This is a genomic window from Coriobacteriia bacterium (genome assembly GCA_018368455.1).
Classification (GTDB): Bacteria; Actinomycetota; Coriobacteriia; order Coriobacteriales; family UMGS124; genus JAGZEG01.
Map to the genome: position 1 here is coordinate 74,123 of JAGZEG010000003.1, position 18,573 is coordinate 92,695.

The 18,573-nt window shown below is 68.1% G+C and carries 12 protein-coding genes; 9 read left to right on the top strand and 3 right to left on the bottom strand.

Annotation, left to right across the window (positions count from 1 at the left end):
* Positions 1-23 precede the first annotated feature (23 nt).
* The 9 genes from aroA to KHZ24_02685 all read left to right on the top strand — a co-directional run bounded on the left by aroA (position 24) and on the right by KHZ24_02685 (position 13,457).
* Positions 24-1,430 (top strand): 3-phosphoshikimate 1-carboxyvinyltransferase, encoded by a 1,407-nt coding sequence (aroA, locus tag KHZ24_02645; protein MBS5450102.1) that lies wholly within the window; start codon positions 24-26, stop codon positions 1,428-1,430.
* Between the two features lie 37 nt (positions 1,431-1,467).
* Positions 1,468-2,565 carry a chorismate synthase gene (gene aroC / locus KHZ24_02650; GenBank protein ID MBS5450103.1) on the top strand — a complete coding sequence of 366 codons (1,098 nt, stop codon included), beginning with the start codon at positions 1,468-1,470 and terminating at the stop codon, positions 2,563-2,565.
* A 328-nt stretch (positions 2,566-2,893) separates the two neighbouring features.
* A complete protein-coding gene (locus KHZ24_02655) occupies positions 2,894-4,078 on the top strand; it encodes a chorismate mutase (protein MBS5450104.1) in 1,185 nt (394 codons plus the stop codon).
* Positions 4,079-4,115: 37 nt separating this feature from the next.
* On the top strand, positions 4,116-5,435 hold the full coding sequence (locus KHZ24_02660; GenBank protein ID MBS5450105.1) for a shikimate kinase: 1,320 nt from the start codon (positions 4,116-4,118) through the stop codon (positions 5,433-5,435).
* A gap of 65 nt (positions 5,436-5,500) precedes the next feature.
* Positions 5,501-5,938: a 3-dehydroquinate dehydratase gene (locus tag KHZ24_02665; protein MBS5450106.1), complete on the top strand. Its 438-nt coding sequence runs from the start codon at positions 5,501-5,503 to the stop codon at positions 5,936-5,938.
* 111 nt (positions 5,939-6,049) lie between these two features.
* Entirely contained in the window at positions 6,050-6,892 is an 843-nt protein-coding gene (locus tag KHZ24_02670; GenBank protein MBS5450107.1) for a sugar nucleotide-binding protein, read from the top strand.
* 167 nt (positions 6,893-7,059) lie between these two features.
* A complete protein-coding gene (locus KHZ24_02675) occupies positions 7,060-8,406 on the top strand; it encodes a dicarboxylate/amino acid:cation symporter (GenBank protein ID MBS5450108.1) in 1,347 nt (448 codons plus the stop codon).
* A gap of 207 nt (positions 8,407-8,613) precedes the next feature.
* The gene (locus KHZ24_02680) at positions 8,614-11,646 is read left to right on the top strand and encodes a mechanosensitive ion channel (GenBank protein ID MBS5450109.1); all 3,033 of its coding nucleotides are present in this window, start codon (positions 8,614-8,616) and stop codon (positions 11,644-11,646) included.
* A 650-nt stretch (positions 11,647-12,296) separates the two neighbouring features.
* On the top strand, positions 12,297-13,457 hold the full coding sequence (locus KHZ24_02685; GenBank protein ID MBS5450110.1) for a hypothetical protein: 1,161 nt from the start codon (positions 12,297-12,299) through the stop codon (positions 13,455-13,457).
* 86 nt (positions 13,458-13,543) lie between these two features.
* On the opposite strand, the gene KHZ24_02690 is transcribed toward KHZ24_02685, so the two are convergent.
* Genes KHZ24_02690 through KHZ24_02700 form a run of 3 tightly spaced genes read right to left on the bottom strand, consistent with a single transcriptional unit; the run spans position 13,544 to position 18,522 of the window.
* Positions 13,544-16,282: a hypothetical protein gene (locus KHZ24_02690; GenBank protein ID MBS5450111.1), complete on the bottom strand. Its 2,739-nt coding sequence runs from the start codon at positions 16,280-16,282 to the stop codon at positions 13,544-13,546.
* Entirely contained in the window at positions 16,279-17,541 is a 1,263-nt protein-coding gene (locus KHZ24_02695) for a DUF58 domain-containing protein (GenBank protein MBS5450112.1), read from the bottom strand. The genes KHZ24_02690 and KHZ24_02695 overlap by 4 nt, the downstream gene beginning before the upstream one ends.
* A 6-nt stretch (positions 17,542-17,547) precedes the next feature.
* Complete coding sequence (locus KHZ24_02700; GenBank protein MBS5450113.1) at positions 17,548-18,522, bottom strand: MoxR family ATPase; 975 nt, start codon at positions 18,520-18,522, stop codon at positions 17,548-17,550.
* Positions 18,523-18,573: the final 51 nt, after the last annotated feature.

Genomic DNA, 18,573 nt, shown 5'->3' on the forward strand with positions numbered 1-18,573 from the left:
CATCGAAGGGAGTTCTGCGCTCCATGGCCCACGTCGTCACCGCAACGATCTGTCCCCGCCCGCTCTCGGGCGAGGTTCCCGCCATCGCGTCGAAGTCCGCCGCCCATCGCATGCTCGTCGCTGCCGCTCTGGCCGACGCGCCCACGGAGGTGCGCTGCGCCACGACGTCGCGCGACATCGAGGCGACGTGCCGCTGCCTCGGGGCGCTCGGCGCCGTTATCGAGCGCGTGCCGGGCGGCTTTCACGTCCAGCCCATCCCGCGCACCGACGACGGATGCGTGCTCGAGGAGCACCGCTACCGCGTGCTCGACTGCGACGAGAGCGGCTCGACGCTGCGCTTCATGCTGCCCGTGAGCTTTGCGCTGGGGGCTGACGCCATATTCATGGGGTCTGGACGGCTGCCGGAGCGGCCGCTGTCCCCTCTGCGCGAGCAGCTTGAGGCGCACGGCTGCAAGATGTCGCCGAAGGGGGCGTGGCCCCTGGCGACGGAGGGGCGCCTCGAGCCGGGGACGTTCACGCTGCCGGGCAACGTATCGTCGCAGTTCACGACCGGCCTGCTGCTCGCCCTGCCGCTCGTTGGCAGCGCGAGCACCATCGTCATCCAGCCGCCCGTCGAGTCGCGCCCCTACGTCGTCATGACGACGGAGGTGCTCGCGAAGTTCGGCGTGCGCGTGTCCAACTCCGTGGACGGCTCCATCTACGAGGTCACGTCGTCGACGCCCTACCGCACGCCGGACATCGTCAACGTCGAGGGTGATTGGTCCAACGCCGCCTTCTGGCTGTGCGCCGGCGCCCTGGGGAGCCGGTCCATCACGGTGCGCAACGTCGACCTGGGTACGGAGCAGGGCGACCTTGCCGTGCTTGACGTGCTCGGCCAGTTCGGCGCGCATGTGCGCGTGCATCCCGGCGAGGGCTGGGCGACGGCGTGCGGCGTCGACCCGCAGACGGGCGAGCCCTGCCAGCTGCGCGGCACGACGATCGACGCGGCGGACATTCCCGACCTCGTGCCTGTGCTGTCCGTCGTGGCGGCGTGCGCCGAGGGCGACACGCGCGTCATCAACGCGGGTCGTCTGCGCATCAAGGAGTCCGACCGCCTTGCGACGACGCACGCGATGCTCGCAGCGCTTGGCGTGGGTGTCGAGGAGCTGGACGACGGCCTCATCATCCACGGGTGCGGCGGGCAAGCGCCGCTCGTCGTTGGCGAGGACGGCTCGCTTCCGGCCTGCCTGAGCGGCAACTCGGTGCTCTCGTCGCACAACGACCACCGCCTCGCCATGGCGGGCGCCGTGGCGGCCATCCGCGCCGACGGCCCGGTCACCATCACGGACGCCCAGGCGGTTGGCAAGTCCTACCCCGGGTTCTTTGACGACTATCGCCTGCTGGGCGGTTGCGTTGAGCTCGACGAGCACGAGTTCTCTGTGACGCGGTAGCGTCCGATCGCACCTCTTTTAAGAAAGGAGCGGCCCCATGGCCTCGATATACGGTCGTAACGTGCACGTCTCCATATTCGGCCAGTCACACTCGCGCGCCATCGGCGTCGTCGTCGACGGCCTGCCCGCCGGCGAGCACGTCGACCTTGACCGCCTCGCAAAGTTCATGACCCGGCGCGCTCCCGGCGGCAACGACTGGAGCACGCCGCGCAAGGAGGCCGACGCCCCCATCGTGCTCTCGGGCCTCAACGCCGAGGGCAACACGTGCGGGGCGCCGCTCGCCATGATGATCGAGAACACGAACACGAGGCCGGGCGACTACGCCAACCTGCGCACGTGCCCGCGCCCCGGCCACGCCGACTACCCGAGCGCCGTCAAGTACGACGGCGAGCAGGACCCTACGGGTGGCGGGCACTTCTCCGGGCGCCTCACGGCCTGTATCGCGATGGCAGGTGGCGTTTGCCTGCAGGTGCTCGAGCGCTGCGGTGTGCACATCGGCGCGCACCTCGCCCGTGTGGGTGGCATCGACGACGCCCGCTTCGACCCGCTGCACGTGGGTGCCGAGGAGCTAGCGGCTCCCGGTGACAAGCTGTTCCCTGTTATCGACGACGCGGCGGGTGATCGCATGAAGGCAGCCATCGCCGCTGCGCGTGACGAGGACGACTCGGTGGGCGGCGTCGTGGAGTGCGCGGCGATCGGCCTGCCCGTCGGCCTGGGCGGCCCGCTGTTCGGCGGCCTGGAGGGCAGCATCTCCTACGCGCTGTTCGGCGTGCCGGCGGTGAAGGGCGTCGAGTTCGGTGCGGGCTTCGGGGCGTCCGACCTGCGGGGCTCGCAGGACAACGACCCCTATGTCGTCGAGGACGGGCAGGTGCGCTGTCGTACGAACAACGCCGGCGGCATCCTCGGTGGCATCTCGACGGGCATGCCGCTCATCGTGCGCGCGGCGTTCAAGCCGGCGTCTTCCATCGCGCGCGAGCAGGACACCGTTGACCTGGCGACGATGCAGCCCACGAAGATCGTCGTGAAGGGCCGCCACGACCCCTGCGTCGTGCCGCGCGCTGTTCCCGTCGTTGAGGCGGCTGTGGCGCTGGCGCTGATGGATGCCATGTTGGATGCGCCCGGCGCCGCTAATTAACGTGCTGGCAGGGCGCCGGCTGTGGCACCCCATCTGCTGCGTTCCCCGGTGGGCTCACGTATGTCCAATACGCATCGCCACCGGGCGCCTTGCATCTGGGGCACCACAGACGCCGCTTCGTTGTAGGTTGCTCTACTGGCAGGGCGCCGGCTGTGGCACGCCGCCCGCTGCGTTCCCCAGGAGCTCACGTATGTCCAATACGCTTCACTCCTGGGCGCCTTGCGGGCGACGCACCACAGACGCCGCTCCGTTCTCGGTTTGTGCTGGGGCGGCATCGCTGTGCTCGCCGCTCCGTTGGTCGAGGTCGCTTTTTCCGTAAGGGGTGGGTATGACTGATTCCGCGTCTGACAACATTACGCCGGTGACGCCGGAGGAGCTGGCGGGGCTGCGCGCCCAGATGGACGCCATCAACACCGACATGCTCGAGCTGTTCGAGCGCCGCATGGACGTCGCCGCTGCCATCGCCGACGCCAAGCGCGCCTCGGGCCGCCCCGTCGCCGACTTCACGCGCGAGCGCCAGATCCTCGCGGAGGTGGCCGACAAGGCGCGTCCCGGCATGGACGGCTACGCGACGGTGCTGTTCTCGCTGCTCATGGAGATGAGCCGCGGCTATCAGGAGCGGCGCCTCCACCCGCAGAGCTCGCTGCGCACCCGCATCGCCGACGCCATCGCGCGTACGCCGGCCATGTTCCCTCCCAAGGCCGTCGTTGCCTGCCAGGGCGTCGAGGGCGCCTACTCGCAGATGGCGTGTGACAAGCTGTTCAAGCATCCCTCCATCATGTACTTCTCCAGCTTCGAGGGCGTGTTCAAGGCCGTGGACGAGGGCCTGTGCGCCTTTGGCATCCTGCCGATCGAGAACTCGACGGCCGGCACGGTCAACCGCGTCTACGACCTGATGATGGAGCACGAGTTCCACATCGCCCGCACCGTTCGCCTCAAGGTCGATCACTGCCTGCTCGCCAAGCCGGGCGTGCGCCTCGAGGACGTTCGCGAGATCCACAGCCACGAGCAGGCCATCTCGCAGTGCTCGACATTCCTCGCCGGGCTCAAGGGCGTACGCGTCGTGCCGGAGGCCAATACGGCTGCCGCGGCTCAGGCCGTCGCGAGTTCCGACCGCACCGACGTCGCCGTGCTGGCGTCGAGCCGCTGCGCCGAGCTGTACGACCTCAGCGTGCTGCAGCGCAGCGTGCAGGACGTCGGCAATAACTACACGCGCTTCGCCTGCATCACGAAGGACCTGCAGATCTATCCCGGGGCTGACCGCGCCTCGCTCATGATGGTGCTGCCACACCGTCCCGGCTCGCTCTACAAGACGCTCGCGCGCTTCTATGCGGCCGACGTCAACCTGACAAAGCTCGAGAGCCGACCCATCCCCGGGCGCGACTTCGAGTTCATGTTCTACTTCGACCTCGAACTGCCGGCTGTATCGCCGCAGTTTGACGAGCTGCTCGGTGAGCTCGAGGAGTTCTCCGAGGAGTTCAAGTACCTCGGCAGCTACTCCGAGCTGGCGTAGACGGTACCCGATGCAACGCGTGGGCGAAGGGGGAGCGATGGACGACGTGCTCGATGGGGGAACGGCCTGCGACGGCGTGCGCTACGGCCTGCTGGGCCGGGTGCTCGGCCACAGCCACTCGCCGACCATCCACAAGCTGCTGGGTTCGGCACCTTACGACTTGATCGAGCTGCCTGACGAGGACGCGGTGCGGCGCTTTCTGGCGAGTCCAGGTGCCTACCGCGGCCTCAACGTGACGATTCCCTACAAGAAGACGGCGCACGCCTGCTGCGACGAGCTTTCCGACGCGGCCCGCAGGCTGGGCAACGTCAACACGATCGTCGTGCGACCCAACGGCGAGCTGCGTGGCGACAACACGGACTACCACGGCTTTCTGCGCATGGTCGCCTCGACGGGCATCTCACCGAAGGGCCTCACGTGCCTCGTGCTGGGTGACGGGGGGGCGGCGTCCACGGCGCGTGCTGCCCTGGAGGACGCCGGCGCCGCAGAGGTGCTGACCGTATGCCGCAAGGGGCCGCTGACGTTCGAGGCCCTTGCGACCGATCCCCAGTTGCGCGCGCGGGTGGGCCTTGTCGCCAACGCGACGCCTGTCGGCATGTATCCGCACGCCGCCGATGTGCCACTCGTGGATCCGGCGGACTTCCCGCAGCTGCGGTGTGTCGTCGACATGGTGTACAACCCGCTGCGCACGCGTCTCGTGCAGCGGGCCCGCGAGCTGGGCATTCCGTGCTCGGGTGGCCTGCTCATGCTCGTGGCGCAGGCCAAGCGCGCCTCCGACGAGTTCTTGGGGACACCGCGCCCCGACGCCCTCGAGGACGAGGTGTTTGCGCGCGTGCTCTTCGACCTGGCGACCGTGAGCCTCATCGGCATGCCTGGCAGCGGCAAGACGACGCTCGGTCGCGGCCTGGCGCACACGTGCGGCAGGGAGGTGCTCGACGTCGACGACCTTATTGTCGAGCAGGCGGGCATGCCCATCCCGCAGATCATGGCCGAAGAGGGCATCGACGGCTTTCGCGCGCGAGAGACGGCGTGCACAGCGCAGGCCTGCGGGCACGGGGGACGCATCGTCGCATGCGGCGGCGGCGTTGTGACGCGGCCGGAGAACCTGCCGCTGCTGCGGGCCAACGGACCGATCGTGCTGCTGACGCGTGGGCTGGGCGCCGAGGAGGCTCAGGGGCTTGCTGTCGAAGGGCGCCCGCTCAGCCAGGCCCGCGGTGTTGAGGCGCTGCGTGTTGAGCGTGAGCCCCTCTACCGCGCCTGGGCCGACTTGGAGGTCGGTTCCGAGCCCGATCCCGCCGACGTCGTGGCGAGGATACGCGCAGCCCTGCCCACCTGGCACACCCTGCGCCGGGCGTAGACAAACGACAGTATGAGCGGCGCCAGTGGATGGCTACGGGCGTTGCGACTTGGAGGTGCGTTACCGTGAAAGCGCTTGTCATTAACGGCCCCAACCTCAACATGCTCGGCGTGCGCGAGCCGGCCATCTACGGCTCGCAGAGCTATGCGGCGCTCGTGAGCTTGTGCCTCGAGGCCGGCCGCGAGCTGGGCTTCGAGCGCGTGACGTGCGTGCAGTCCAACCACGAGGGCGAGATCGTCGACTACATCCAGCGCGCGCTGGGCACCTACGACGGCATCGTCATCAACCCCGCCGCCTACACGCACACGAGCGTCGCCATCCTCGACGCGCTCAAGGCCGTCGGCCTGCCCGCCGTCGAGATCCACATCTCCGACGTCTCGACGCGCGAGGACTTCCGCCAGGTGTCTTACGCCCGCCTTGCCTGCTTTGCCACGGTCATGGGCGAGGGCCTCGAGGGCTACCGCTCCGCTCTGCGCCTGCTCGCCGAGCGCCTGCGCGGGTAGACAAGCACCTGTCGCATCGACAGCCTCCCCGCTCGTGTGCGATACTGTTCCGTCGCGCTCGCTACGGCGTGCGCTCTCAGGACATATCCGCCCATGACGCAGGGAGGCCCCATGCTCACCAACGCCGTCTGGATCACTGGCGCCAAGGGGCGCATCGGATCCTATCTGACCCGCGAGCTTGAGCGTCGCGGCTATCAAGTTCTTCCCACGGGCCTCGAGGTCGACGTCTGCGACCTCGAGGCCGTCAACACGTTCGCCGAGAAAAACCGCCCCGCCGCCGTCATCAACTGCGCGGGGCTGGCCGGTCGAGACCGCGCGAGCGAGATGCCAGACGAGGCCTACCGCGTCAACGCAGTCGGCGCGCGTAACGTGGCCATCGCCTCGGGAGAGCTCGGCGCCAAGCTCGTGCACCTCTCGACGGACGACGTCTACGAGCAGACGCTGCGCACGCCCGTCAGCGAGTTCGACGCGCCCCAGCCCGACTCCGTGTACGGCAAGTCGAAGCTGGCAGGCGAGAGCCTCGTAGCTCAGCTTAACCGCGAACACATCATCGTGCGCTCGTCTTGGATATACGCCGGCGCCCCGGGCGCCTCGCTGCGAGCGCTCATCGGTCGGGCCCGCGCGGGTGAGCGCTTCACCCAGCTCGCCGACCAGATCGGCTCGCCGACGTCCGTGGCGACGTATGCCGACTACGTCATAGCGCTCATGGAGGCGGGGGAGTACGGCACGTTCCACGTCAGCTGCTCCGGCGCGTGCAGCCGCGTCGAGTTCGCGCGCGCTGTGCTCGAGCTCGCTGGCCTCTCGCCCGAGCTCGTCTATGGCGAGCGAGACATGAAGCACGCCTACAACATTCAGCTCGACAACCTGATGCTGCGCCTCGTCGGCTTCGAGCCACTGCCTCACTGGCGCGACGACCTGCGGGCCTACATGGTCGCGACCGGGCTTGCGGGTTAGGGGGAGCTGATATGGCGAAATACCTCACGCAGGAGGACCTCATCGAAGTGCGTCCCAGCGACGCGACGGGGGAGCGCCTCGACGGGGCGGCCCCGGCTAGCGAGACACTCTCCACGCATCGTGTGCGCCGCGTGCGTCACGGCTCCGGCACGCCCGCAGCCACCAATATGCAGGACGACGACCACGAGCCAAAGGCCGACGTGCCCGCAGCGCCGCATCGTAAGAGGCTCGGCCTCACAACCTGGATATTCATCGCGCTCGGCCTCGGCCTGGTGTGTGGTGTCATCCTGCACTACTTCGTGCCTGTGGGTTTCGTGCGCGACGACGTACTCGTCAACGGCGTGTTCTACGTCATCGGCCAGGGATTCCTGCGTCTGATGCAGATGCTTGTCGTGCCGCTCGTGTTCTGCTCCATCGTCTGTGGCGCAGCCTCGGTCGGTGACACGAAGACGCTCGGCACGATCGGCGTCAAGACGATCGCGTTCTACCTCGTCACCACCGCGTGCGCCGTCTGCGTCGCCCTGGGCGTCGCCTCGCTCATCAACCCCGGCATCGGCGTCGACATGAGCGCCATCGCCACGGGCGGCACCGCCGCGGCGGCAGGCGAGAGCCCGTCGGTCGCCGACACGATCCTGAGCGTCATCCCCAAGAACCCACTGGGCTCGCTGGCCGATGGTGACATGCTGCCCATCATCTTCTTCGCGCTGTTCGTCGGCGTCGTCATCGCCATCCTGGGCAAGCGCGTCGAGACGGTTCATCGCCTGTTCCAGCAGTTCAACGAGATCATGATGAAGATGACGTCCATCGTCATGTACGTCGCTCCGTTCGGCGTGTTCTGCATCCTGGCCCGGACGTTTGCCGGCATCGGCTTTGACGCCTTCCTGCCCATGCTCAAGTACATGGGCTCGGTCACGCTGGCTCTCGCCGTGCAGTGCTTCGGCGTCTACCTGCTGCTCTTGCTCGTCATCGCGCGCGTGAACCCGCTGCGCTTCCTGCGCAAGTTCTTCCCGGTCATGGCGTTTGCGTTCTCGACGGCTACGTCGAACGCCACGATCCCGCTCAACATCGACACGCTCGAGCGCCGCGTCGGCGTGAATAGGCGCATCAGCTCGTTCACCATTCCGCTTGGCGCCACGATCAACATGGACGGCACGTCCATCATGCAGGGCGTTGCCGTCGTGTTCACGGCGCAGGTGTTCGGCATCCAGCTCGACCCGGCGGCCTATCTCACGGTGATCGCCACCGCAACGCTTGCTTCCATCGGCACGGCGGGCGTCCCTTCCGTGGGCCTCGTTACGCTGTCCATGGTGTTCAACGCCGTGGGGCTGCCGCTCGAGGGCATCGCGCTCATCATGGGCATCGACCGCGTGCTCGACATGCTGCGCACAGCCGTCAACGTCACGGGCGACGCCGTGTGCACGACGATCGTCGCCAAGCAGGCGGGCGCGCTCGACCTCGAGCGGTACCGTGACCCTCAGGCTGGACTTGAGGCAGAGGTTGAACGTGCAGCTTAGGGGTCGGACTGTCCGGCGCATTTCGGCCTGGGTTGGTTAGATACAACTTCAGGTTGAGCATATCGGGCTTTCCATTTCGCCGCCATAATTCATACATTCATAGACCTTTCAGGTTGGGCCCTCCCGCCATTCGCTGAGTTTTATGCGAGGCGGGAGGGCCCTTGCTGAAAGGGGAGCACACCGGCGAAGAAGGAGGCCCCCGCTCAAATGGACAGTCAGGACAGAGGACAGCTGCGCCGCATTCTGATAAATGTGGTGCTCGAGGTGGTCATGCTCGCGGTGCTCGCCGCGGTGCTGTGGAACACCTCGATGAGCTCCCTGGAGTCGACGCAGCGCGCAAACGCTGAGTCGAAGCTCCAGACGGCTCATGAGCGCATCGACGCCGCCCAGGCCACGGGCGAGGAGATGATGCGCCAGTACGACGAGAACAACCAGACGTCCGTGGACACGACGGCGTACTTCTACCGCCGTAACGACGTCGTGCCCGCCCGCTTCACCGGCATGGCACAGGCCTGGGGCCTCATGGGCATGTACATCGTCGACGAGCAGGGTACCATCGAGACGTCCACCGACGACGCGCCTACGCCCGACACCTCGTCGGACGGCTGGAAGGCCATGCTGGCCGACGGCACGGTCTACGTCGACGGCACGCTGCATTACTACGCGGGCTCCATGGAGAACGGCCGCTTCGTCGTCGGCGTTGACGACGCGACGGACAAGCTTGCCGAGATCGCGGCCGAGCGCGACCCGTCCACGTACCTCAACGGCCTGCACGTCGGCGAGAACGGCTACCTCATGGCGCTGGACGCCGACGGCACGATCGTCTATGACCCTCAGACTGAGCTTGAGGGTTCGGCCGCGTCCTCCGCGTTCTCGACGGTGCCGACGAACGGCTTCGACGGCTACGTGACGTACGAGGGCACGGAGTACTACGCGAAGGCCGGCGTCGAGGGCGACTACACGATCGTTACGATGGTGCCCAAGAGCGAGTTCACGAACAACGCGATGTCCAAGACCGTCATCGTGGTCGTGGCGTTTGCCGTCGTGTCCATCCTCATTGCGTGCTACAGCCAGTTCCTCTACAGCGACGAGCGCAAGCGCGCCCGTGAGGGTCGCAGGTCCAACGGCTCGTTCGTGAAGCTCGGCAAGGGCCACGTGCTCAACACGGCGCTGCTGAAGAAGTCCATGCCCATCCTCGTCGTGGGCACGATCGGCGTGTTCCTCATCTCGTGGTATGCGCAGAACCTCATCTCGCTGTCGCAGCAGATCGTGTTCAACGACCACAACGCTGCGTCGGCCGAGGAGCGCCTCGCCGCGACGGAGGGCGACGCCGACGCCATCCGCGCCCAGTACACCGGCGAGTACATCAACCAGGCCAACGCCATCGCGCGCATGCTGGCGGCTGACCCGCGCCTCATCGACCACGATCACCTCGTTGAGTTTGCCGAGGCGGACGGCCTCGAGTCCATCTACGTGTTCAACGCGGAGGGCCAGACCATCGCCACGAGCACGACGCGTCATGACTTTGCGCTGCCGACGGACGAGACGGACCAGTCCTACGGCTTCTGGGACGTCGTCAAGGGCTACGAGACGTCGTACGTGCAGGACGTCAAGTGGAGCGACGGCACGGGCATGACGTTCTTCATCGGCGTGCCGCGCCTCGACGAGCAGGGCATGGTCGAGATCGGCCTGAGCTCGACGCTCATCAGCGACCTCATGAACCGCACGTCGTTCACGTCGCAGCTCGACCTCGTGCCCGTCGGCAACGGTGGCTTCCTCATGGCCGTCAACGGCGAGGACAACACGATTAGCTACATGCCGGACTCCAAGTTCCTCGGCAAGGACTTCGCGACGCAGGGCCTCACCGCGTCCGCGCTGACCGACGGCTACCTGGGTTACCAGACAATCAATGGCCAGAGCTGCCTCGTCTCGACCGTCTATGCGCAGGGCCACTACATCATGGTGTGCGTGCCCTCCGCTAACATCGGCACGGGCGATCTGCCCAACGCCATCATCACGGCCATCCTGAGCTTCGTGCTGCTGCTGCCGTGCATCTTCCAGCTCATCGTGCAGCGTGCTCCTTCGGGCAAGACCGCGGCCCGCGCCGCGTCCGACTCCGAGCCGCTGCCGCAGCCCAAGGGTTCCATCGAGGTTCAGACGGCCAGCGGCCGCAAGATGACGCAGTCCGTGTCCGGACGCTGGTCCGGGTCGTTCTCCACGTGGGAGGAGAAAGCCCCTGGTGCTAAGCTCGCGACGATCATCCGCGGCCTGCTGCTCGTCGTGAACGCGTTCATCCTCGTGTACGTCTACGCGTTCCAGAGCACGAACAGCGAGTCGGCCCTGTCGTTCATCGTCTCCATGCAGTGGGAGAAGGTGCCGAACATCTTCTCGCTGACGTACATCGGCGTGCTGGTGCTGACGGCCGCGATGTTCGTGTGGGTCATCCGTGTCGTTATCTCCATGATGTTCCGCAGCGCCAACGCCCGTCTCGAGACGGTCGGCCGCCTGTTCTCGAACTTTGTGAAGTACGGCGTGTGGATTGCGGTGCTGTTCTTCTCGCTGTCGCTTATCGGCGTTGACTCCGCGTCGCTGTGGGCCTCTGCCGGTATCGTCACCCTTATCGTCGGCCTCGGCGCCCAGTCGCTCATCAAGGACGTCATCGCCGGCATCTTCCTCGTGTTCGAGGGCGAGTTCCGCGTCGGCGACATCGTGACGGTCGGCGGCTGGACGGGCACGGTGCTCGAGATTGGCATCCGCACGACGAAGATCGAGGACGGCTCGCAGAACATCAAGATCCTGAACAACTCTGCGATTGCCGATGTCATCAACATGACGAAGAAGTACTCCTACGCAACCGTGGACCTCACCGTCTCCTACGAGACGCCGCTCGAGAAGCTCGAGGCCCTGTTTGCGCAGGAGCTGCCGCAGGTGGCGCATCGCCTGCCGAAGATCGTGGCGGGCCCGTACTACAAGGGCGTCGTCAGCGTCGGCGGCTCGGACCTCGTCGTGCGCGTCATCGCGCAGTGCGCCGAGTCCGACCGCGGCCAGCTGCAGCGCGACCTGACCCGTCAGCTGCTGCTCATCTGCGACCACAACGACGTGGCGCCGTACAAGGGCGCCGGCGAGTACTTCGCCGAGGAAGTCGTTGCGACGCCGGAGGAGCGCAAGGCTGCTGCCCAGTTCGTCAAGGAGCAGGGCGAGCTCGTGGACGGCGTGGACACGAGCCAGGACGCGAAGTAAGCGACCTCGCATAAGCACGCGCTTGGGGGCGCCTCGGGAGACCGGGGCGCCCTCTTTTGTGGCGCGCGAGGCGTGGGCGCTCGTCCCCTGGGGCGTCTCTTTGTTCGCGAGGGGCCTCCTTTCCCGGGGTGCTTCCCTTGCTTCCGAGGGCCCTCGTCTCTTGGACGCTTCCCTGCTCCTGAGCTGTCCTGCTTTCTCCTGAGATTCCTGCTTTTCTGAGGCGCCCCCTCGCTCCCCGGGATCCTTTCTTTCCTGGCCGCAAACGACGGATGTGCGAGGTTTTGCAAAACGGGCGCGTGAAATTGGGCGCGAATTGCGGGCGTGCTAGGTTTGCGCGGGGAGGTTTCGGGCGCACGCGACTCGGGCTTGTACGTGACCTGCGGTTTTGCTGCGCCTTCCGGTACTCGCGCCTTGCGATGTCTGCGCAAACCTCGCATATCCGTAATTCGCGCCCAAATCCGGGCCATCTTTTTGCAAAACCTAGCAGAAGCGCAATTTGGGGCCAGACGTCCTTGTGCGCCTTGCCGATCCCCTTGGACCGTGATAGCATTTCCGCCCCCTTTTGCCCGGGCGGCGTGCGTCATCTGACGTGGCTCCTGCGTACGGCGAATCGCGGGGTGGGAAACCGTCTCGCGAAAGGAGCATGACGCATGGCGCTGTACCTTGGGTATTCATCTGCTTTGGAACACGTGCTCGGGGATTCTTTTCGGGAGCGCTCTCGACCGGGAAGGTCGCTGCGCGTCCAACAGCTCGACGGCATCTCGCGCCGCCGCTCCATGGATGAGTCTCCCGTCTCTTGCACGTCGGTCCGCCGCCTGATCGAAGGCCCGCTCTCTCATCTCAGCTTGCCGCTGCAGACAATCGTGCCCCGCGCCTCGCTGCGCGGCGGCATGGCAGAGGTCAATGCGAGTGCGTGGGGCACGAGGCTGCCGTGTCGGGCGTTTCTTGAGGTGGGCAACGACGTCTTCGTAAGCACGCCCGAGTTTGCCTTCGTGCAGATGGCCTCGCGGCTTGACGTGGTCGACCTCGTGGAGCTGGGCTGCGAGCTGTGCGGCACCTATACGTGCGGCATGGGGCTGGGCGGGACGCTCCCCACGTCCTATGACCTGCTTGCGCTGACGGATGTTGGGCGGCTAAGGCGCTGTATCGACGAGCTGGGCGGTGCGCGCGGAGTAAAGCGGGCACGTGCTGCGCTGCCCTATGTCGCCGAGGGCTCCGGGTCGCCTATGGAGACGCGGATCCTGCTCCCCATGGCACTGCCGGGTCGTTTGGGCGGCTACGGGTTGGGGACGCCCCTACCGAACCACGTGGTCGAGGCGTCTGCCGAGGCACGTGCCATGGCAGGCCGGTCGTTCTTCCGCTGCGACCTTTTTCTGCCCCAGGGCAATCTGGACGTCGAGTACAACGGCCTGCAGTTCCATGGAGGGCAGCGGGACATGGAGCGCGACGCCCGCCGAGCAAACGCGCTGCTCTCGATGGGCATCACGGTGCTGACGGTGACGGCTGACCAGCTGCGCAGTGAGCGAGGGGTCGACACGCTCATGTGCTCGGTTGCGCGTCGGGCGGGTGTGCGCGTGCGGTCGCGAGCACGTGACGTCGAACGACGCCGACACGATCTACTCGCGCGGTTGTTCGGGCACCTGTGGTGGCGGGGCGGGCAAGCGTTGGCTGGCGACAGGTCAGGTGAGCCGCCGCCAGCGTTGGACTGCTGCGTGCCAGCGGGGCGTTTGCGCCTGCGGAACGCGGCGTGGGCAGGCGCCGGTGCGCCCTCCCCGGGCGCGCTTGACGGGCCCGGGCGCGCCTTGGCGTAGTTCCTCGGCTATGCGGTGGACACCGACGGGCTGGAACGAGCCGTGCTGGGGCAATCGATGCGCGAGTATGGCCCGGAGCACCCCGCCTAGCGCCAGCAGTGGACGTAGGTGAAGGCGAGCTGGCGTCGGCGAGGTAGCGTGCCGTATGCGTGATCGATGGCGCATGCGTACGCGCCTCTGCACCGGTCGTCGGCGGCCTGCGCCGGTGCGGGCCCGTATGACGCGCGCAGAGCCTCGTGTGCGAGGTGTTCCGCGTCTGCCAGGCGCAGGGCGGGTACGGCTGCGGCGAGGCGCTTAGCGCTGTCGGGCTCGGTGCCAGCGAGCGATCCGATGAGGTCGGCGTAGCGCAGGGCGGCGAGCAGGTCGACGAACAGAGCGTCTGCCGGCGCTTGGGCGCGCGCGGTGAGAATACGTCGGCGACGGGATCGCATCGCTCGCGTGGCGAGGGCGGTGCCGGCTGCGAGCCCAGCGACGCCCAGCGAGATCGCGAGGACGGCGCCCAGCGACCCGTGCGACTCGCCGGCGGAGTTGGGGCTGTCATGGTCGGACGATGTCTGGGGAGCGCTGCCCTCTCGGCTGACAGTGTCCTGCATGTCCGGCTGGGATGTGTCGGCACCCGTGCCTGTCGGACCTCCGTCGCCCGATGCCGCGGCCCCGGGGGCGACTGGCATGTTGGAGGATGCCGAAATCCCGCTCGCCATGGAGTCGCCTCCCGCGCCCTCTGCAGCGCCTTCCTGTCCCAGTGTGCCAGCTTCGGGCATCTCGCTCGTGCTCTGCGTCTCCCCGGCGGCGTCGCTTCCGTCCTGCTCGCCATCGTTGCCCGTTGCAGGCTCGACCTGCGGGACGGCACCCGTGTAGCCTGCCTCGCTCGCGGGCTCCTGCGCATAGGGTGCCGCCTCCGCGCTGCCGGCAGGCGTGACGTCGAGCGGCACCCACCCGAGCTGGGGCGTGTACAGCTCGACCCAGGCGTGGGCGCGCACGTCGCTTGCCGCAGCCTGCCAGGTGCCATCCTGCGCCTGCGAGAACGCCGAGGTGGGCACAGCGTATCCGCTGACGTAGCGTGCCGGCACGCCGTAGAGCCGGTACATGAGCGCTGCCGCGGTGGCGAAGTGCTGGCAGTAGCCCTGGTGGCCGTCGAACAGAAGGTACTCGGCGACGTCGACGTCGGTGGGATATGCGCCGGGCGTCAGTGTGTACGTGGCGTTGTCGGAGAGCGTGCGGAGAACGAAGTCCGTGATTGATACGACGTCGGGCTGGGGGTTGTCGGCGACGAGCTGAGCGAGGCGTGGCAGCGCCCCCGCGTCGACGCCGGCGTACGCAGTGGGCACCCACGCCTCGTAGTCTGCGAGAACGGCGGCGCCAAGCGAGTCGGCGGGGGAGAGGGCGGCGAGCGCGAGCGCCCCGATGGCTGAGAGGTCGGCATACGTGCCGTAAGAGAGCGCGTCGTACGCCTGGGGGCCGCTGCCGTCGGCGACGGAGGCGTAAGGGGCGAGGCTGCTGACGTCGAACGTGGGGGATAGCGCCTGTAGCGCGACGCGGAGCGGCTCGATGCCGGCTGCGCTCGCCCCTGCGAGAGAGAGCGCCTGCTCGTACGGCAGCTGCGCGAGTGTTTGCTCGACGCTCGGGAGATCGGCGCCCAGCGCGGCCGCCTCGGCCTTCACGAACGAGCTCTCGTCGGCTGCCGTCCACAGGCCGTCGGCGTAGGACGCTCCCACGAACTGCCGCAGGTAGAGCGTCGCCGTAGGCTGCGCGTCGAGCGTCACCGAGAACAGCTGCTCACCCGTGAGCTGCAGGTCGCCCCTGTTGACGGTGCCGCCACCCGCGGAGGGGATGTCGATGGGCGCGGGCGCCGCCGACCCGTCCGCCGCGTCGCTTGTCTCAGGCTGCTCTGCGCTGGTTGTCCCCGGCGTGACGGCGCTTGCCGTGTCCGCGGGCGCGTCGGAAGCCGTGGAACGGGCGCGCCCGAGTGGTAGCCCGTTCGTGCGAATGTCGTCGTACAGGTCCGTCGCCCAGTTGTTGACAGCCTGCGGGGCGGCGGCGAGGCGATCGAACGCGCGCTCGGCGACGGGCACGGCGATCGCGAGACACAATGCCGCGCACGCGAGCACAATAGGCAGTGTGACGCTGGCGTGCCCGTGGCGGCGCTGCGCCCCGTCGTGCGAGACGAGCCCGGCGAGGGGCAGCGCCGTGAGTGCGACGAGGCTAACGGTGGGGGTGAGCCCGAGCTCGGGATAGGCGCCGAGCAGCGGAAGCGACACGAGCCCCACGAGCCATCCAGCGCCGAGCACAAGCGAGAACAGGCAGGCGAGCGTCGAGACTAGCGCGCTGATGACGCAGGCGAGCGCCGTGACGTCGTGCGTGTCCGATGGCGCCTCGCCGACGCTGGCATGTGTGATTACGTCGACGAGCACGGGAAGCTGCGTGGCGAGTAAGGCGCGCTCCCACAGGCACAAGGCGGCGATACCCAGGACGCAGGCGAGCACGGCAATGCCTGTGAGGTGCCGGACGATCCACGATGTCGCGCGCGTGCGAGTGGCCACGGCGTGGGCGCTCGTGACGAGGACGCACGGCAGGGCGCAGGTGAGCAGGGCGGGGACGGGGGAGAACGACACGGGAACGATGCCGGCGAGCAGCAGCACGACGCTCCAGCCGCCCGCGACGAGGCAGGCGAGCAAAGAGAACTCGGCAAGGACCTGCGGCACAACCGCTGCCCAGCGAGGCGGCGCCCAGGTGCGGGCGCCCGGTATACCGCTGACGCTGCAGGTACCGACCTGCGTGCGCAGGCGCAAGAACGCGCGGGCCTCCCTTCGGTGCGCCCTCCTCATCGGATGCCTCCCGGGCCGAAGCTGGCGATGAGGCGCGTCCCCAGAAAGAGATTGAGATCGAGGTCGAGGCGCAGGCGCAGCGACGTGCCGAACGTCTCCTCCGTTTCGCCTGCGGGAGGCTCGAGTCCTGCCTGCGAGATGGCGTCGGCGGGCGTCTGCAGAAGGGTTGCCGCGCGGGCCCACAGCGCCGCGAGGTCTTGCCTGCCCGTCGCGTTCGCCGCTATGCCGTTGCTTGCGGGAGACGCTTGTCCGGCGGGGCCGTCGTCCGTCTCCACAGACAGCGCGCCCTGCGCGGCATGCTCGTCGCCTGCACCGACCTCGTATGGCATCGCACCGATCACGAGCGACCGCAGCGCTTCGCCGACGTCGCCCGCGTCGCGCACGAGCACCGTCTGCGGGGCGGTGCCGGAAGCGCCCATCCACAGCAGCGCGTGGGAGAGGCCAGCCTGGGCAAGGCCGTGCATCAGCTGCCTGAGCGCGTCGGCGAGCGCGTCGAAGTCGTCGGGCGTCGCGGTGGCGCCCGCGCGTACGCCCAGGTCGCACAGCACGAGGGCGTCGATCCCGTTTTCGGCGGGGTACTCCTTTACGAATGTGTCCAGCGAGCGGGCCGAGAGCTTCCAGTGGATGGCGTGCAGCGCGTCGCCCGGTCGGTAGGCGCGCACGTGCTCGACGTCGGGCGGCAGTGACCCGACGCGCGCGACGGCGGCCAGGGCCTCTTGCACGCCGCTCGCGCTCGTGCCGCTACCGGGGCGTACGGTGGCCGAGCGCGTCCCTGCGGGGACGACGGGCACGCTTGCCTGTGCTGTGCGTGGGGAGCGCCGGGCCCCGAAGAGTCCGAGCGGGTCGCGCGCGACGATGCGGGTGACCCGCACGAGCAGGACGCCGCAGTGAGGTGCCTCGACGAGCACAGGCACGTCCACCTGCGAGCGACCGCTCACGACGCCGCCGATGACGAGGGGCGTCGCGGGGATCTGGCCATCCCGGTAGCACAGCTCCAGGTGGATGTCGAACGAGCTGACGGGCAGGAGGCACCTGTTCGTCGCGCGCAGTGTGAACGAGGCCTGGCTGCCACGCTCGACCTGGCGCTGTCGGGCTTCGATGACCACGCCGAGCAGCGCCGCCTCGAGCTGGGAGAGCGCCAACAGGACGCCGAGCAACAGCGCCATGGCGAGGGCGAGCGCCATGAGGGGCATGACGCGGTAGGCGCCGGCGACAAACCACAGCGCGAGCGTCGCGCCTATGTAGACCGCCAGGCGCATGCCGCGCTACCTCGTGCGACCGAGGCGCGGGCGCGCCACGTGGGCGGCGATCTCCTCGAGCACGTCGTCGGCGCACGTCCCGTCGAAGCGGGCCTCGGCGTGCAGCGCGACGCGGTGGCGCACGACGGGGAGGAACTGCCGCTCGACGGTTGCAGGCGTTACGAAGTCCTCTCCGGCGAGCCAACTCGCGGCGCGGGCCATGCGCACGAGGGCGAGCGACGCGCGCGGGCTGGCCCCGACGGAGAGCGCGGGGTGCGTGCGCGTGGCCGCGACGAGGCGCACAGCGTATTCGAGCACGTCGTCGTGCAGGTACGTCAGCTCGGCGGCGCGCTGCATCTCGGCGAGCTGGGCGCTGTCGATGAGCTGGGCGAGCCCCGCGGTCCGGCGCTCTCCGGACGCCTCGCGCGCCATGGCGACCTCGGAGGCAAGGTCGGGGTAGCCGAGGCTCGTCGATATCATGAAGCGGTCGAGCTGGGAGAGGGGCAGGGGCTGCGTGCCGGCCGAGCCCAGCGGGTTCTGCGTGGCGATGACGAAGAACGGCGAGGGGAGCGGCCGCGTCACGCCGTCGACGGTGACGCTGCGCTCCTCCATGGCCTCGAGCAGGGCCGACTGCGTCTTGGGTGACGTGCGGTTTATCTCGTCGGCAAGCAACAGGTTGCAGAACGCGGCGCCGCGCTGGTAGACGAACGAGCCGCGGCCGTCGTCGTCGCGCTGGTAGACGGAGAAGCCGGTGATGTCGGAGGGCATGACGTCGGGCGTGAGCTGGAGGCGCGTGCAGTCCAGGCCGATGAGCCGCGAGAACGTGAGCGCGAGCGTCGTCTTGCCGACGCCGGGCATGTCCTCGAGCAGCACGTGCCCGCCGGCGAGCAGCGTCGCGAACACCTCCGCGACGACGTCTTCCTTGCCGATGACGACCTCGTTCGCGCGCGACAGGACTGCGTGCGCGAGGTCGAGAAGGGAGGGGCTGACGGTGGTGGGCATAGGCATCCTCCCGGAAACGGTGTGTGCTTTGCCAGAGCGGTGCTGACGACT

Bases quoted from the DNA above. Each gene is read 5' to 3' on its own strand.
- aroC (MBS5450103.1), top strand. From the start codon at position 1,468: ATGGCCTCGATATACGGTCGTAACGTGCACGTCTCCATATTCGGCCAG.
- KHZ24_02700 (MBS5450113.1), bottom strand. From the start codon at position 18,522: ATGCCCACCACCGTCAGCCCCTCCCTTCTCGACCTCGCGCACGCAGTC.
- KHZ24_02680 (MBS5450109.1), top strand. From the start codon at position 8,614: ATGGACAGTCAGGACAGAGGACAGCTGCGCCGCATTCTGATAAATGTG.
- KHZ24_02685 (MBS5450110.1), top strand. From the start codon at position 12,297: ATGGCGCTGTACCTTGGGTATTCATCTGCTTTGGAACACGTGCTCGGG.
- KHZ24_02660 (MBS5450105.1), top strand. From the start codon at position 4,116: ATGGACGACGTGCTCGATGGGGGAACGGCCTGCGACGGCGTGCGCTAC.
- aroA (MBS5450102.1), top strand. From the start codon at position 24: ATGGCCCACGTCGTCACCGCAACGATCTGTCCCCGCCCGCTCTCGGGC.
- KHZ24_02690 (MBS5450111.1), bottom strand. From the start codon at position 16,282: ATGAGGAGGGCGCACCGAAGGGAGGCCCGCGCGTTCTTGCGCCTGCGC.
- KHZ24_02655 (MBS5450104.1), top strand. From the start codon at position 2,894: ATGACTGATTCCGCGTCTGACAACATTACGCCGGTGACGCCGGAGGAG.
- KHZ24_02695 (MBS5450112.1), bottom strand. From the start codon at position 17,541: ATGCGCCTGGCGGTCTACATAGGCGCGACGCTCGCGCTGTGGTTTGTC.
- KHZ24_02675 (MBS5450108.1), top strand. From the start codon at position 7,060: ATGCAGGACGACGACCACGAGCCAAAGGCCGACGTGCCCGCAGCGCCG.
- KHZ24_02670 (MBS5450107.1), top strand. From the start codon at position 6,050: ATGCTCACCAACGCCGTCTGGATCACTGGCGCCAAGGGGCGCATCGGA.